General features: G+C 72.9%; 17 protein-coding genes. 5 read left to right on the top strand and 12 right to left on the bottom strand.

Translation table 11 applies throughout. The features are described from left to right. Nucleotides 1-51: 51 nt before the first annotated feature. The 8 genes from hisF to hisD are packed head-to-tail and all read right to left on the bottom strand — an operon-like array spanning nt 52 to nt 5,865. Entirely contained in the window at nt 52-828 is a 777-nt protein-coding gene (gene hisF, locus AB0I73_RS25090; protein ID WP_363040867.1) for an imidazole glycerol phosphate synthase subunit HisF, read from the bottom strand. Beyond that, complete coding sequence (locus AB0I73_RS25095; RefSeq protein WP_363040869.1) at nt 825-1,256, bottom strand: Rid family hydrolase; 432 nt, start codon at nt 1,254-1,256, stop codon at nt 825-827. Before AB0I73_RS25095 ends, hisF begins: the two co-directional genes overlap by 4 nt. Nucleotides 1,257-1,272: 16 nt before the next feature. Continuing rightward, nucleotides 1,273-1,995, bottom strand: a complete 723-nt coding sequence (gene priA, locus AB0I73_RS25100; RefSeq protein WP_109380570.1) for a bifunctional 1-(5-phosphoribosyl)-5-((5-phosphoribosylamino)methylideneamino)imidazole-4-carboxamide isomerase/phosphoribosylanthranilate isomerase PriA — start codon at nt 1,993-1,995, stop codon at nt 1,273-1,275. Between the two features lie 4 nt (nt 1,996-1,999). Then, on the bottom strand, nt 2,000-2,647 hold the full coding sequence (gene hisH / locus AB0I73_RS25105; RefSeq protein ID WP_363040872.1) for an imidazole glycerol phosphate synthase subunit HisH: 648 nt from the start codon (nt 2,645-2,647) through the stop codon (nt 2,000-2,002). Continuing rightward, nucleotides 2,644-2,802 carry a hypothetical protein gene (locus AB0I73_RS25110; protein ID WP_363040874.1) on the bottom strand — a complete coding sequence of 53 codons (159 nt, stop codon included), beginning with the start codon at nt 2,800-2,802 and terminating at the stop codon, nt 2,644-2,646. The genes hisH and AB0I73_RS25110 overlap by 4 nt, the downstream gene beginning before the upstream one ends. A 2-nt stretch (nt 2,803-2,804) precedes the next feature. Further along, entirely contained in the window at nt 2,805-3,398 is a 594-nt protein-coding gene (hisB, locus tag AB0I73_RS25115) for an imidazoleglycerol-phosphate dehydratase HisB (RefSeq protein WP_109380568.1), read from the bottom strand. Beyond that, nucleotides 3,395-4,543, bottom strand: a complete 1,149-nt coding sequence (locus tag AB0I73_RS25120) for a histidinol-phosphate transaminase (RefSeq protein WP_363040876.1) — start codon at nt 4,541-4,543, stop codon at nt 3,395-3,397. The genes hisB and AB0I73_RS25120 overlap by 4 nt, the downstream gene beginning before the upstream one ends. Next, nucleotides 4,540-5,865: a histidinol dehydrogenase gene (gene hisD, locus AB0I73_RS25125; protein ID WP_363040878.1), complete on the bottom strand. Its 1,326-nt coding sequence runs from the start codon at nt 5,863-5,865 to the stop codon at nt 4,540-4,542. The genes AB0I73_RS25120 and hisD overlap by 4 nt, the downstream gene beginning before the upstream one ends. A 237-nt stretch (nt 5,866-6,102) precedes the next feature. Here hisD and AB0I73_RS25130 point away from each other — a divergent pair, with 237 nt between their 5' ends. The 4 genes from AB0I73_RS25130 (at nt 6,103) to ybaK (ending at nt 10,199) form a co-directional block, all read left to right on the top strand. Then, nucleotides 6,103-7,680, top strand: coding sequence for an oxidoreductase (locus AB0I73_RS25130; RefSeq protein WP_363040880.1), 1,578 nt, complete (start codon nt 6,103-6,105; stop codon nt 7,678-7,680). Between the two features lie 152 nt (nt 7,681-7,832). Then, entirely contained in the window at nt 7,833-8,906 is a 1,074-nt protein-coding gene (locus tag AB0I73_RS25135; RefSeq protein ID WP_363040882.1) for a hypothetical protein, read from the top strand. A gap of 11 nt (nt 8,907-8,917) precedes the next feature. Beyond that, a complete protein-coding gene (locus AB0I73_RS25140; protein ID WP_363040884.1) occupies nt 8,918-9,658 on the top strand; it encodes an LON peptidase substrate-binding domain-containing protein in 741 nt (246 codons plus the stop codon). Nucleotides 9,659-9,698: 40 nt separating this feature from the next. Then, on the top strand, nt 9,699-10,199 hold the full coding sequence (gene ybaK, locus AB0I73_RS25145; RefSeq protein ID WP_363040886.1) for a Cys-tRNA(Pro) deacylase: 501 nt from the start codon (nt 9,699-9,701) through the stop codon (nt 10,197-10,199). 474 nt (nt 10,200-10,673) lie between these two features. On the opposite strand, the gene AB0I73_RS25150 is transcribed toward ybaK, so the two are convergent. The 4 genes from AB0I73_RS25150 to AB0I73_RS25165 all read right to left on the bottom strand — a co-directional run bounded on the left by AB0I73_RS25150 (nt 10,674) and on the right by AB0I73_RS25165 (nt 14,787). Continuing rightward, nucleotides 10,674-11,429 carry an AAA family ATPase gene (locus tag AB0I73_RS25150; RefSeq protein ID WP_363040888.1) on the bottom strand — a complete coding sequence of 252 codons (756 nt, stop codon included), beginning with the start codon at nt 11,427-11,429 and terminating at the stop codon, nt 10,674-10,676. A 34-nt stretch (nt 11,430-11,463) separates the two neighbouring features. After that, nucleotides 11,464-12,285: an ABC transporter permease gene (locus AB0I73_RS25155; RefSeq protein ID WP_363040890.1), complete on the bottom strand. Its 822-nt coding sequence runs from the start codon at nt 12,283-12,285 to the stop codon at nt 11,464-11,466. A gap of 134 nt (nt 12,286-12,419) precedes the next feature. After that, nucleotides 12,420-13,394: an ABC transporter ATP-binding protein gene (locus AB0I73_RS25160; protein WP_363040956.1), complete on the bottom strand. Its 975-nt coding sequence runs from the start codon at nt 13,392-13,394 to the stop codon at nt 12,420-12,422. 190 nt (nt 13,395-13,584) lie between these two features. Continuing rightward, the gene (locus AB0I73_RS25165; protein WP_363040892.1) at nt 13,585-14,787 is read right to left on the bottom strand and encodes an NYN domain-containing protein; all 1,203 of its coding nucleotides are present in this window, start codon (nt 14,785-14,787) and stop codon (nt 13,585-13,587) included. 222 nt (nt 14,788-15,009) lie between these two features. On the opposite strand from AB0I73_RS25165, the gene AB0I73_RS25170 reads away from it, so the two are divergent. Next, a complete protein-coding gene (locus AB0I73_RS25170) occupies nt 15,010-15,174 on the top strand; it encodes a hypothetical protein (protein WP_363040894.1) in 165 nt (54 codons plus the stop codon). Nucleotides 15,175-15,218 lie beyond the last annotated feature (44 nt).

The following is a 15,218-nucleotide window of genomic DNA, read 5'->3' on the forward strand; positions in this document are numbered from 1 at the left end:
GCCCCGGCCCCCTGAATGGGGCCGGGGCCAACTGCCCTACGGGGCGGGGTGTCACCGGACCGGGTGACCCGCTTCCCGCAGCGTCTGCTTCACCTGGCCGATGCGCAGGTCGCCGAAGTGGAACACCGAGGCGGCGAGGACCGCGTCGGCGCCCGCGGCGACCGCGGGCGGGAAGTCGGTGAGCCGGCCGGCGCCGCCCGAGGCGATCACCGGCACGGTGACGTGCTTGCGGACGGCGGCGATCATCTCCAGGTCGTAGCCGTCCTTGGTGCCGTCCGCATCCATGGAGTTGAGCAGGATCTCGCCCGCGCCCAGCTCCGCGGCCCGGTGCGCCCACTCCACGGCGTCGATGCCGGTGCCCCGGCGGCCGCCGTGCGTGGTGACCTCGAAGGAACCGCCGGGCTCACCGGACTCGGTGGACCCGGTGCGGCAGGCGTCGACCGACAGGACGAGGACCTGGCGGCCGAAGCGTTCGGCGATCTCCCGGATGAGGTCCGGGCGGGCGATCGCCGCGGTGTTGACGCCGACCTTGTCGGCGCCCGCCCGCAGCAGCTTGTCCACGTCCTCGACGGTGCGGACGCCGCCGCCCACGGTCAGTGGGATGAACACCTGCTCGGCGGTGCGGCGCACCACGTCGTAGGTCGTCTCGCGGTTGCCCGACGAGGCGGTGATGTCCAGGAACGTCAGTTCGTCGGCGCCCTCGGTGTCGTACACCTTGGCCATCTCGACGGGGTCGCCCGCGTCCCGCAGGTTCTGGAAGTTGACGCCCTTGACGACCCGGCCGCCGTCCACGTCCAGGCAGGGGATGACTCGGACCGCCAGGGTCATGAACCGTGCTCCTCTATGTCCGCCGAGTGCCTCTGCTGTCCTCGGAATGCTTCCACTTCGACCGACACCAGTACGCGCGAGTCCATGAAGCCCTCCACCACCAGGAGGCTGGTCACCGGGCGCACCGGGTCGAACAGCTCTTTGTGGGCGCGGCCCACCGCGTCGATGTCCCGCGAGTGCGCGATGTGCACGCGCGTGCGGATCACGGAGTCGACGCCGAGCCCGAACTCGGCGATCGCCTCCAGGGCGGTGCCGAAGGCGACCCTGGCCTGTTCGTACGGGTCGCCCTCCCCGTACAGCACGTCGCCCTTGAACGCGGTGGTGCCGCCCACCAGGACGCGGTCGCCCGCCGCGACGGCGCGTGCGCAGCCGAAGGAGTCCTCCCAGGGGCTCTCGCCCCGCACGCGCCGTACGGCTTCGGCCGTCATCGCACCGCGTCCTTCTTCACGACGTGGCCTCCAGGGCCTCTTCCAGGGTGAACGCCTTCGCGTACAGGGCCTTACCCACGATGGAGCCCTCGACGCCGAGCGGGACGAGCTCGGCGATGGCCCGCAGGTCGTCCAGCGAGGACACACCGCCGGAGGCCACCACGGGGCGGTCGGTGGCGGCGCAGACGTTCTTCAGCAGCTCCAGGTTCGGGCCCTGGAGGGTGCCGTCCTTGGCGATGTCGGTGACGACGTACCGCGCGCAGCCCTCCTTGTTGAGGCGCTCCAGCGTCTCGTAGAGGTCGCCGCCGTCCCGGGTCCAGCCGCGTCCGCGGAGGGTGGTGCCGCGCACGTCGAGGCCGACGGCGATCTTGTCGCCGTGCTCGGCGATGACCTTGGCGACCCATTCGGGGGTCTCCAGGGCGGCGGTGCCGAGGTTCACGCGGGTGCAGCCGGTGGCCAGGGCGGCGGCCAGGGAGGCGTCGTCGCGGATGCCGCCGGACAGTTCCACCTTGATGTCCATGGCGCGGGCGACCTCGGCGATCAGCTCGCGGTTGTCGCCGGTGCCGAACGCGGCGTCCAGGTCGACCAGGTGCAGCCACTCGGCACCCGAGCGCTGCCAGGCGAGCGCGGCCTCCAGGGGGGATCCGTAGGAGGTCTCGGTGCCGGACTCGCCGTGCACGAGGCGGACGGCCTGGCCGTCGCGGACGTCGACGGCGGGGAGGAGTTCGAGCTTGGCCATGTCGCTACAGGGTTCCGATCCAGTTGGTGAGGAGCTGGGCGCCGGCGTCGCCGGACTTCTCGGGGTGGAACTGCGTCGCCCACAGGGCACCGTTCTCCACCGCGGCGACGAACGGTTTGCCGTGCGTGGACCAGGTGACCGTCGGCGCCCGCATCACCGGGTTGTCCGCCGGGAGGGTCCAGTCGTGGACGGCGTAGGAGTGCACGAAGTAGAAGCGGGCGTCCGCGTCCAGGCCGGCGAACAGCTCGGAGCCGGCCGGCACGTCCACGGTGTTCCAGCCCATGTGGGGCACGATGTCGGCCCGCAGCGGCTCGACCGAGCCGGGCCACTCGTCCATGCCCTCGGTCTCGACGCCGTGTTCGATGCCCCGCGCGAACAGGATCTGCATGCCGACGCAGATGCCCATCACGGGCCGGCCGCCGGCCAGCCGGCGGTCGATGATCCAGTCGCCCCTGGCCTCCCTGAGGCCCTTCATGCAGGCGGCGAAGGCGCCGACGCCGGGGACGAGCAGGCCGTCGGCGTTCATCGCCGTGTCGAAGTCGCGGGTGATCTCCACGTCGGCGCCCGCACGTGCGAGGGCGCGTTCGGCGGAGCGGACGTTGCCGAAGCCGTAGTCGAAGACGACGACCCGCTTGGTGGAGCTCACGGTCACACCTCCAGCCGCAGGACGCCGGCGGCGAGACACATCGCGGCGCCGATCGCGAGCACCACGACGACACCCTTGGGCATCTTCTGCTTGATGAACGAGACGACCCCGCCGACGAAGAACAGGCCGACGACGATCAGGGCGGTGGACAGGCCGTTCATGCTTACAGGGCGCCCTTCGTGGAGGGCAGGATGCCCGCCGCGCGGGGGTCGCGTTCGGACGCGTACCGCAGGGCCCGGGCCAGCGCCTTGAACTGGCACTCCACGATGTGGTGCGCGTTGCGCCCGTAGGGCACGTGCACGTGCAGGGCGACCTGGGCCTGGGCGACGAAGGACTCCAGGATGTGCCGGGTCATCGTGGTGTCGTACTCGCCGATCATCGGCGCCATCTTCTCGGGCTCGGTGTGCACGAGGTAGGGGCGGCCGGACAGGTCGACGGTGACCTGGGCGAGGGACTCGTCCAGGGGGACCGTGCAGTTGCCGAAGCGGTAGATGCCCGTCTTGTCGCCGAGCGCCTGCTTGAAGGCGGCGCCGAGGGCGAGGGCGGTGTCCTCGATGGTGTGGTGGGAGTCGATGTGCAGGTCGCCCTCGGTCTTCACGGTCAGGTCGAACAGACCGTGCCGGCCGATCTGGTCGAGCATGTGGTCGTAGAAACCGACCCCGGTGGAGATCTCCGTCTTTCCGGTGCCGTCGAGGTCGATCTCGACGAGGACCGACGTCTCCTTCGTCGTCCGCTGCACGCGTCCTACGCGGCTCATTCGCTCTGCTCCTTAGGGGGTGTGGGGGTGGCCCCCACGTAACTGACCAGTTCACGGGCCGCGTCGAGGAACGCGTCGTTCTCGGCCGGGGTGCCCGCGGTGACCCGCAGCCGTCCCGGTACGCCGTTGTCCCGGACCAGGACGCCCCGGTCGAGGATCTTCTGCCAGACCACGTGGGCGTCCGCGAACGTGCCGAACTGGACGAAGTTCGCGTCGGACGCGGTCACGTCGTAGCCGAGGCCGCGCAGTTCGGTGACCAGCCGGTCCCGCTCCCGCTTCAGCTGCTCGACGTACTTCAGCAGCGTGTCGGTGTGCTCCAGGGCGGCCAGCGCGGTCGCCTGGGTGATCGCCGACAGGTGGTAGGGCAGCCGGACGAGCTGCACGGCGTCCACGACCGCCGGATGCGCGGCGAGGTAGCCGAGGCGCAGGCCGGCCGCGCCGAACGCCTTCGACATGGTGCGGGAGACGACGAGGTTCGGGCGTCCCTCGAGCAGCGGCAGCAGTGAGTCGCCGTGGCTGAACTCGACGTACGCCTCGTCCACGACCAGCATCGACGGCTTGGCCGCCTGGGCGGCCTCGTACAGGGCGAGGACCGTCTCGGCCGGGACCGCGTTGCCGGTGGGGTTGTTGGGGGTGGTGACGAAGACGACGTCCGGGCGGTGTTCGGCGATCGCCTTCTCGGCGGCGGGCACGTCGACGGTGAAGTCGTCGCCCCGGGGGCCGGAGATCCATTCGGTGCCGGTGCCGCGCGCGATGAGTCCGTGCATCGAGTACGACGGCTCGAAGCCGATCGCCCTGCGGCCGGGCCCGCCGAAGGTCTGCAGCAGTTGCTGGATGACCTCGTTGGAGCCGTTGGCCGCCCAGACGTTCCGGACGTCGACGGGGTGCGAGCCGGTCTTCGTCAGGTACTCGGCCAGCCTGGTGCGCAGCTCGACCGCGTCCCGGTCGGGGTAGCGGTTGAGGTGCCGGGCGGCCTCGCGGACCCGCTCGGCGATCCGCTCGACGAGCGGCTCGGGCAGCGGGTAGGGGTTCTCGTTGGTGTTCAGCCGTACGGGGACGTCCAGTTGGGGCGCGCCGTAGGGAGACTTGCCGCGCAGCTCGTCCCGTACGGGGAGATCGTCGATGGTGACGTTCGTTTCGTTCACTTGCTCTCGGGCACCTTCCAGCCGAACCTCGCCTTGATCGCCGCGCCGTGCGCGGGCAGGTCCTCCGCCTCGGCCAGCGTGACCACGTGGTGCGCGACGTCGGCCAGCGCGTCCTCGGTGTAGTCGACGATGTGGATGCCGCGCAGGAAGGACTGGACGGACAGGCCCGAGGAGTGGCAGGCGCAGCCGCCGGTGGGCAGGACGTGGTTGGAGCCGGCCGCGTAGTCGCCCAGGGAGACGGGGGACCAGGGGCCGACGAAGATCGCGCCGGCGTTGCGCACCCGTTCGGCGAGCGCGGCGGCGTCGGCGGTCTGGATCTCCAGGTGCTCGGCGCCGTAGGCGTCGACCACGCGCAGGCCCTCGTCGAGGCCGTCGACCAGCACGATCGCGGACTGCCGACCGGCGAGCGCCGGGACGATCCGGTCCTCGATGTGCTTGGTGGCCTTGACCTGCGGCTCCAGTTCCTTCTCCACTGCGTCCGCGAGGTCCGCGGAGTCGGTGACGAGGACGGCGGCGGCCAGCGGGTCGTGCTCGGCCTGGCTGATCAGGTCGGAGGCGACGTGCACCGGGTCGGCCGTGGCGTCGGCGAGGATCGCGATCTCGGTCGGGCCGGCCTCGGCGTCGATGCCGATCTTGCCGGTGAAGTAGCGCTTGGCGGCGGCGACCCAGATGTTGCCGGGGCCGGTGACCATGGGGGCGGGCGGGCAGGACTCGGTGCCGTACGCGAACATCGCGACGGCGGTGGCGCCGCCCGCGGCGTACACCTCGTCGACGCCGAGCAGCGCGCACGCGGCGAGGATCGTCGGGTGCGGCAGGCCGCCGAACTCCTTCTGGGCCGGCGAGGCCAGGGCGATCGACTCGACGCCGGCCTCCTGGGCCGGGACGACGTTCATGATCACGGAGGACGGGTAGACGGACCGGCCGCCGGGCGCGTACAGGCCCACGCGGTCGACGGGCACCCACTTCTCGGTGACCGTGCCGCCGGGCACGACCTGGGTGGTGTGGGCGGTGCGGCGCTGCGCGCGGTGGACGAGGCGGGCACGGCGGATGGACTCCTCGAGGGCCGCGCGCACGGCCGGGTCCAGCTGCTCCAGCGCGTCGGCGAGGGCCCGCGCCGGTACCCGGACGGACTCCAGACGCACGCCGTCGAACCGCTCGGCGAAGTCGATCAGCGCCGCGTCGCCCCGATGATGCACGTCCTCGCAGATGGGCCGCACCTTCTCCAGGGCGGCCGCGACGTCGAAGTCGGCTCGGGGCAGCAGGTCGCGCAGGGCGGGGCCCTCGGGGAGGGCGTCGCCGCGCAGATCGATTCGGGAGATCACGGGGTCAATTCTCTCAGACCCGCGCCCGACGCCGTGTGAGCGTTCCAGTGGCTGATACGAGTCCCTCGTGGTGACGCATTGTGCACACCGAGAAGATCCTCCTTACTTTCTGTGTTCGAAAGGTCACCGGGTGGGCATGACCCGTTGTACGAGTTGCGCGAAGAGACGAACTCGCACGTATCCGAGGGAAGAGCCCGAGGAGACACCCGAGGAAATACTCGAGGAAGGGTGAAGGACGTGACCGAGGGGGCGGGGCCGCGCACCGGGGAGCCGCCGGACGACCTGACCGCCGTGGAGGCGGGTATGTGGCAGGCCTTCCGCAACGGCAGCGTGTACGACCTGAGCAGCGGGGACGGCGTCGTCGACGATCCGCACGGAGGGCACCCGTGGGGGCCCGAGCGGACCGTGCGGGCCCGCGTCGTGTGCTGGCTCCTGCTGGACGGACCGCCCCCGCTGGCCGGGCGGGTCTCCTCACTGAAGCTGGTCGGAGTGCGGATCAGCGGTGTGCTGGACCTCGCGGGCGGCACGGTGGCGCCGTACGTCGAGATGCGCGACTGCCGCTTCGAGCGGGACGTGCTGCTGCCGGAGGCCCGGTTCACCACGATGCGGCTGGTGGACTGCTCGGTGCCGCGCCTGGAGGCGGCCCGGTTGCAGACGGAGGGCGATCTGCATCTGCCGCGCTGCCGGTTCCCGGGCGGCATACGGCTGACCGACGCCCAGATCGGTACGGATCTGCTGCTCAACCAGGCGATCGTGCACCGCGACCGCAGCGGCCGCTCGATCGCCGCGGACGGCATGACCGTCGGCCAGGACCTCCAGGCCGAGCTGCTGGAGTCGCACGGCGAACTGAGCCTGCGGACCGCGCAGATAGGTGTCTCGCTGAGCCTGCGCGGGGCCCTGCTGGACAATCCGTCCGCCCGGCTCGCGCTGAACGCGCCCCAGCTGACCGTCGAGCGGTCGCTGTACCTGACGCCCGCCGGGGTCGGTGCCCAGGCGAGGAGCGGGATGACACCGGCGCGCGGGACGCGGATACAGCGGTTCGAGTGCCGGGGCGGGGTGCGGCTGGACGACGGGCGGTTCGGGGACGCGGTCGACTTCGAGCGGGCCCGGTTCACCCTGACCGACGACCAGGAGCTGTCGCTGCGCCGGGTGCAGACGCCGGAGCTGCGGTTCCTCGGGGAGCGGCCGGCCCGCGGGCGGGTGACGCTGTCGGGAGCGCGGGTGGTCAACCTGGTGGACCGGGCGGACAGCTGGCCGGGGCCCGGTCGGTTGCACATGGGCGGCTTCGCCTACGAGACCCTCGTGCCGCGCGGGCCGTTCTCGCTGGCGGAGCGGCTGGAGTGGGTGGCCGCGGCGAGCGCCGAGTACACCCCGGAGCCGTACGAGCGGCTGGCCGCCGTGCTGCGGGCGGGCGGCGAGGACGAGGACGCCCGCGAGGTGCTGCTCGCCAAGCAGCGCAGGCGCCGCGAGAGCCTGCCGGTGGCGGCCAAGCTGTGGGGCTACGCGCAGGACTGGACGGTCGCCTACGGCTACCGGCCGGGGCGGGCCGCGGTGTGGATGGCGGTGCTGTGGGCGGGTGGCTCACTGGCGTTCGCACACGCGCACCATCCGCCCATCAAGGACGGCGAGCATCCGACGTGGAATCCCGCCCTTTTCGCCCTGGACCTGCTGTTGCCGGTGATCGATCTGGGCCAGGTGGGGTTCTGGCAGCTGCGCGGCGGCTGGCAGTGGCTCGCGGCGGCGTTCATCCTGCTGGGCTGGATCCTCGCCACCACGGTGGCGGCGGGGGCCACCCGAACCCTGCGCCGCCTCTGACCGGCCCTGCCCGGCGCAGTCCCGACAGCACTCCCCGCGGCTCCGGCAGTCCCGGCGGGCCCGGGGCTTTTTACCCGGCCTTGACCGGTTGGCGTACAACTTTCCGCGACTTCCGTGAAGGGTCTGGCGCTGCTGTGACCTGCGGTCTTTCAATGGTCGACACCATGGCTCTGCTGTATGCGTTCACCCGCGTGTCCCGGGTGCGAGGAAAGACGGGCACCGCCTCGCCCATCGTCCCTGCGCTGCCCGCCGACGACGAGGTGCTCCTCGACGCGCCCGACGAGGAGCTGGGTCCGGCACTGGTCGGGGCCGCCGCCGGCGATCCCACGCCCGCCGCCGAACTGCTCGCCGCCACCCGGCACAGCGGGGCCTGGGAGCACCGCGACCGGAAGGTGCGGAAGCTCGCGGCCTTCGCGCTCTCGCGCCCCGAGTGGCTGGACACCTGGCGTGCCCTCGACCCGCACGACCCCGACGGGCTGCTCGTGGACGCCCAGCGGGCGGTGCACCGCGCCTGGGACTCACCGGCGCGCGCCGAAGCGCTGCGCGAGGTGAGCCCGCTGATCACGGCAGCCGCCCGGGCCGACCACCGCGACCCCGTGCCGTGGCGGCTCGCCCTGGACCACGCCCGCGGCGCACGCGCCGGACACCGGTACTTCCAGGAGCTGTGGGAGGCGGCGGTCCGCCGCGCCCCGCACCACTACGGCTGCCATGTGGCGGCCCTGCGCTACCTGGCGTCCTCCTGGCACGGCGCGCACCGCGAGTGCTTCGACTTCGCCGACCAGGCCGCGCAGGACGCGCCGGAGGGCTCGCTCACGCAGGCGCTGCCGCTGTGGGCGACCTTCGGTTACCTCACCGACGGCTGCGGCCCCGAGGTACCGCGCGCCCGGCTCGAGGCGGCGGCCGACCGCGCCGCGTCCCTGTCCGCCCGGCTTCCGGCGTCCCACCCCCGCTCGGCCGAGCTGCGCAACCTGCTGGTCTACGTCCTCCTGCGCCTGGAGCGATGGCCGGACGCCCTGGAGCAACTGCGCCTCACCGGCCCGTACGCCACCTCCTCGCCCTGGGACCGGGACGCGGACGATCCCCTCGGCCGGTTCCTGGAGGTGCGCCGGGACGTGTACGCGGCGGTGGCCGCCGGTCCCGCCGCCACCCTCTCCGGCGCCTTCACACCGGGCTCCGGGCATCCACGGAGTGAACGGGGCGGCCGGGTCCGCTCCGGCGACCATTAGGCTTTTACGTCGTGACCACCGTCCGGCTCCCGCTCTTCCCCCTGAACTCGGTGCTGTTCCCGGGGCTCGTGCTTCCGCTCAACATCTTCGAGGAGCGCTACCGCGCCATGATGCGCGAGCTTCTGAAGACCCCCGAGGACGAGCCACGCCGGTTCGTCGTCGTGACGATCCGCGACGGCCACGAGGTCGCCCCGAGCGCCCCCGGCATGCCCGACCCGACGGCCGTACCCGAGCGGGGCCCGGCGGCGGGCTTCGGTCCGGACCCGCTGCGGGCCTTCCACAAGGTGGGCTGTGTGGCCGACGCGGCCACGATCCGGGAGCGGCCCGACGGCACCTTCGAGGTGCTGGCGACCGGGACGACCCGGATGCGCCTGCTGTCGGTCGACGCCTCCGGACCGTTCCTGACGGCCGAGCTGGAACCGGTGGCCGAGGAGCCCGGTGAGGAGGCGGGGGCCCTCGCGGAGGGGGTGCTGCGGGCGTTCCGCCAGTACCAGAAGCGGCTGGCGGGGGCGCGGGAGCGGTCGCTGGCGACCGGCGCGGAACTGCCGGACGAGCCGGGGGTGGTGTCGTATCTGGTCGCCGCCGCGATGATGCTCGACACGCCGACGAAGCAGCGCCTGCTGCAGGCACCGGACACGGCGTCCCGGCTCCGCGACGAGCTGAGGCTCCTGCGCACGGAGACGGCCATCATCCGCCACCTGCCGTCGTTGCCCGCGGCAGAGCTGACCCGCGGACCGACGAATCTCAACTGAGGCAACAGAGGCAGCGGCAGGTCCAGGGGCAGGGGCAGGAATGGCGAAGAAGTCCAAGAAGCAGCAGCCGGGCGGTACGCCCGCGACGGTGGCACTCACCGCGGCGGGGGTGCCGTTCACGGTCCACTCCTACGACCACGACCCCGCGCACCCGTCCTACGGCGAGGAGGCGGCCGAGGCGATGGGCGTCTCCCCGGACCGCGTCTTCAAGACGCTGGTGGCGGACGTCGACGGCGCGCTGACGGTGGCGGTGGTCCCGGTGGCGGGGCAGCTGGACCTGAAGGGTCTGGCGGCGGCGGTCGGCGGCAAGCGGGCCGCGATGGCCGACCCAGCCCTCGCGGAACGCACCACGGGCTACGTCCGCGGCGGCATCTCGCCCCTGGGCCAGCGCAAGAGGCTCCGCACGGTGCTGGACGACTCAGCAGGCCGGCACGAGACGATCTGTGTCTCGGCCGGCCGCCGCGGCTTGGAGGTCGAGCTCGCCCCGGGCGACCTGGCCGAGCTGACCGCGGCGGTACTCGCCCCGATCGGGCGAGCCTGAGCCCTCGACGAGTCCCACTTCTTCGGCTGATCAGACGAGTCACGTCGAAGAGCGTCCGTAAACGCAAGTGGCTCACCAGGAAGGGCCGCGCGAACCACGACGGGCGCCCCGCCCGAACCGGGCCCCCGCACGCCCCGCCCCGGCCCACCGGGGAGCCGGTGCCCCGGCGGGCCACGTCAGCCCGTCAAGGAGCGGCGTCATGGGGGTGCCCCCTGCTCATGGGGGTCCCCCTGTTCGAGCGAAGCCGAGAACTCGGAGGGGGAAGAAGCCGAGAACTCGGGGGCGTGTGCTCTCGGCGTGCCGCCCGGAAGCCCTCGTACTGGACGTACTCGGGCTTTCGGGCGGTGCGGCGAAGGGGGTGCCTCCCTGATCATGGGGTCCCCTGTTGGAGCAGAGCCGAGAACTCGGGGAAAAGCCGAGAGCTCGGGGGCGTGTGCGGGCGTCGCGACGGGGCGAACGGTGCCTGTTGGGGCACTACGCCCCCGGGGCCCCGCCGTCCGGCCGCTGTGGGACGTAGGGGTCCACCGGCGGGAAGGGGTCGGGGTCACGGGGGCCGAAGAGCGCGGTCAGGCCCAGGTGGACGACCAGCCCGGCGAGCGGCCAGGCCAGCAGCGCTCCTTTGGCGTTCAGCTTCAGCGGCGCGTCGAACGTCACCCCCTTGCCCACGTCCTTCGCGTGGGCGACGACGTCCTGCGCGGGCCCGAGCCACACCCCGAGCCGCCACGCCAGCAACGACCCGAGCAGCCCGCCGACCCCGAGCGCCACCACCAGCGGCACGCCCCCGCGCCGCCGCACCAGGAACACGGCGAGCGCGCTCACCGCGCCGAGCCCCAGGGCGAGCAGGGTGAACGTCCCGTCCACCCCGATGGCCTGCTCACCCTCGGTGTCCTTGAGGTAGACGACCCAGTTGTCGCCCACGACGTCGCCCGTCAGCGGCACGCGCGGCGCCAGCCACCACCACAGCACGCCGAGCAGCACCCCGCCGAGCGCCACCGCCACCGCGGTCACGGCGGCCTCGCGCAGTTCCGTCCTCATCCCGGGGCCGTCCTGTCCGTACCAGCCGTAGCCGGTGTGGCCACCGTGGCCGGCGAACCCGGTGGACCCGGTATGGCCGGGGCCGGTGGACCCGTCCGCGGACGCGGCGGCCACCTGGCCGGCGGACGGCGGCTGCCACCCGCCGTGCGGGAAACGTTCGTGCGGAGGCGGTGGTGGTGTCAGAGGTGCGCTCACTCTGACATCGTGCCAGGCCCGGCTGTACGGCGCGTCACCGGACAGCGGCCCTGCGGTACGCCCAGGTCGCCACGGCCAGCGAGAGCACACCGACCACCCCGCACACGGCGAGATCGCCCAGGACCAGGGCCCAGTCGGGATGCGGCGCGAAGGTCCGCGCGAAGGCCTCGACGCCGTACGTCGACGGCAGCAGATCCCGGGCCAGGCGTACCGCCTCCGGCATCCGCTCCGCCGGCAGCACGCCCAGCAGCAGTGCCGCCGACATGCCCAGCTGGCCGAGGAGCGTGGCGAACTCGGCCCGCGGTGCGAGCAGCCCCAGCGCGGCCCCCAGCCCGGCGAGCGCGGCTCCCGAGAGCGGGATCACCGCGGCCAGCACCCACAGGTGTGTCAGCGGCAGCCCGAACAGCACGCATCCGAAGGCCGCGGTCACCACGGTCCCCGGCACGGTGAACGAGGCGTAGGCGCCGGCGGCCCCCAGCACCACCGCCGCCGGCGGGACGGGCAGGGTCGCGTAGTGGTCGAGGCCGCCGCCGGCCCGCAGCTGCCCGAAGTACTGCGCGAGCAGGTTGAGCGCGACGAAGGCGACGACCAGGACGGACGATCCGGCGACCACCGCCCGCGCCTCACCGCCGCCGTCCACGACCCCGCGCATCAGGATCATGATCCCGACGGACTGGAAGGTCGCCACGAACAGCAACGGGATCCGCGCCACCCGCGCCCGGGACAGCTGCGCCCGGTACACGGCCGCCAGTGAGGGCCACAGCCGCGCCCGCGGCCCGAGCACGGCCGGCTCCGGCACGGCCTCCTCCGCGGCCAGGGCACCGCCCGGCAGGACATCGGCGGGTACGACACTCACGTCGCGCTGCTCCCCTTCCCATTCCAACGGAGGTTCCCCCGGAGGTTCGGCCGGAGATCCGCTCGCACCCGCTCCGGCAGTCGCCCTGTTCCGTACGGATGCGGCGCCCGGTGCGCTCAGCGCCCCGCCGTCGCTCACGCCTTCACCAGTCCCTGCCGCACGGCACCGCCCAGCGCCAGGTACACGTCCTCCAGACTGGGCGTGGCGAGCGTGAAGTCGTCCAGCGCGGCGAAGGCGGCGCCGCCGGTGACGGTGGCGACGACCGTACGGGCCTCCTCGGGCGCGAGCCGCAGCGTCCAGCGGCGGCCCGACTCGACGGCGCGGTCCACGAGCGCGGCCACCTCGGGCACGTGCAACGGGGCCGCCTCGCGCCACACCAGGTCGACCCGTACCTCGCCCGCGACCCGCTCCTTCAGCCCGGCCGGGCTGTCACAGGCGATCACCCGGCCCCGGTCGAGGACGGCGACCCGGTCGAGGACCGTCTCGGCCTCGATGACGTTGTGGGTGACCAGCAGCACGGTGGTGCCGTGCTCGACCCGGCGCCGGTCGACGGCGGACCACACGGCGCGCCGCGCCACCGGGTCCATCCCGGAGGTGGGTTCGTCGAGCACGAGCAGCGGCCGCTCCCCCACCAGCGCGGTGGCGAAGCAGGCCAGCCGGCGCTGCCCGCCGGACAGCTTCTTCAGGGGGCGCCCGGCGATCGGGGCGAGCCCCAGTTCGTCGAGGACGGCGTCCCGGTCCGTACGGGCCCGCTTCGCATCGAGGCCGCGCAACCGCGCGGTGGTCTCGACGGCGAGCGAGACCGTCAGCTCGTCGAGCGCGGTGGACTCCTGCCCGAGGTAGGCGAGGATCCGCGCGGCGCGCTCGGGGTGGCGCACGATGTCGTGGCCGAGGATCCGCACGCTGCCGTGGTCGGGCCGCATCAGACCGGTGAGCTGTCGTACCAGGGTGGACTTGCCGGCCCCGTTCGGCCCGAGCAGCCCGAAGATCTCACCGCGCCGGACGTCGAGCGTCACGTCGTCGGTGGCCCGGACCTCGGGGGTCGCCGGGACTCCGCGGCGCCCGCGGGCCGCCGGATACGTCTTGGTCAGCCCGCGCACCGCGCACACGATGTCGCCATCGTGCCGGAATGCGTGTACCGCGCGCGTGCTCACAAGAGACGAGACTACGGGGTCCGCGGCCCGGATCCGCTTCCGGGTCGGCCGACCACCCCAGAACCGCCGTCAGGACAACAAACCCGCCGCACCCGCCGGACCCACCGCCGTCGCGCGGCGGCGCGGACACCGGGCGGGCCCCCGGTCACTCCGCGGCCGCGGCGCGCTCCGTCCCCGTGCGCAGGTCCAGCTCGCGCCAGAAGCCCGCGCGGATGGCGTACCGGTCGCGTTCGTCGATCTGGTCGTCCTTGTGGGCGAGCAGGCCGAAGCGGGCGGCGTAGCGCAGCAGCTCGCCGTCGACGCGGTGCGGGATCCGGGGGTACATGGCGGACAGTCGCTGGATGCCGCTCTGGTCCCCGAGCCGGTCCACCCAGCGGCGGGCGAAGACCTGCCCCACCTCGAAGGGGTCCCCGCCGACCGTGGTGATGTCCTCCTCGCGGTCGGCCCACCGCTGCTCCGCGGAGGTCAGCTGGGCGAGCGTCGGCAACGAGGCGGCGTCGCCGGGCTCGGTGACGGACCGGTCGACCCAGCCCTTGTCGGAGGACCAGCGCAGGGTGGCGGACTGCGGCTGCTGGGAGGGCGGGGCACTGGGGCCGCGGAGGGCCGCCAGATCCTTGGGGGTGGGTACGCCCTTGGTGGCGGGCGACCGCTCGCCGGTGCCGTTGTGCCCGGCGCCGACCGGATGCGGGGGTTCCTGCTCGGGCTGCTCGGCGGCCGGCGCGGACTCCGGCAGCGGGGCGGAGAGGATCGCGGCGATGTCGGGACGGGCGGGGGGCGGCGGGGCGCACACCCCGGAGAAGTCCTTGGCCCGCACCGCCTTGGTGATCCACGCGCGGTCCAGCACCCGGCGTTCGTCGGCCTCGGCGACCAGGTCCTCGGACTGGTTGTAGTCGCCGTCGGCGGCCTGCACGGCCCACAGGTGGACGGCGACGCCGTGCTCCTTGGCCGCCATCATGCCGGGCAGCAGGTCGCCGTCGCCGGTGACCAGGACGATGTCGGAACAGGCGCGGTTGCGGGCCAGCTCGGTCAACTCGGCGTGCATGGCGGCGTCCACGCCCTTCTGCGCCCAACGGCCGTCACTGCGCGTGAGGGCTCCGAGTCGAACGGTGACCCTGGGCATCACCCGCAGCCGACGGTGCTCGGGCTGCGGCACGCGGTCGGGGGCGCCGTCGAACCAGTAGATCCGCAGCAGGGGCTGACTCGTATCGGATTCGGCACGGTCGCGCAACCCCTGGATGAGGGCGGCGTGATCGACGGTGATGCGGGACCGCGAGGGCTCCCCGGCGAGGAGACTGGCGGCGGCCCCCAGCAGATACCCGGCGTCCACCAGGACGATGCAGCGGTCCACGCGATCCACCCTCTTTCCGGGAGGTTTGCTTCGGGCTTGCTTCGAGTCTGCCCGACCGTGCCGGGGTTAACGGTCCGAACTCGATCTTCGGCGTGGCGTTTCCACACTTCCTTCGCCCACTCGCCCTGTCACACACGGTAATTATCCGACATGCGACCATCATTCGGCTATGTGAGTCTGGTCCCGGCCCTGGCCCCTAGATCCCCCACAGGAGGCACCACCATGGCCAAGAACAAGAACCGTGAACGGAAGCAGCAGCCGGCCGCGCGCACCCAGCAGGCGACCCAGCCGGCCGCTGCGGAGCCGCAGACCGAGCAGCACGGCCCGCAGATCACTCCCGGCGACGTCGCCCGCAAGGGCCGGCAGAAGCGCTTCGGCCACAACTGACACCCGCGTGAGGGGCCGTTGAGCGCCCCCGGTACATGCAGAGG

This window comes from Streptomyces sp. NPDC050388, assembly GCF_040655635.1.
Classification (GTDB): domain Bacteria; phylum Actinomycetota; class Actinomycetes; order Streptomycetales; family Streptomycetaceae; genus Streptomyces.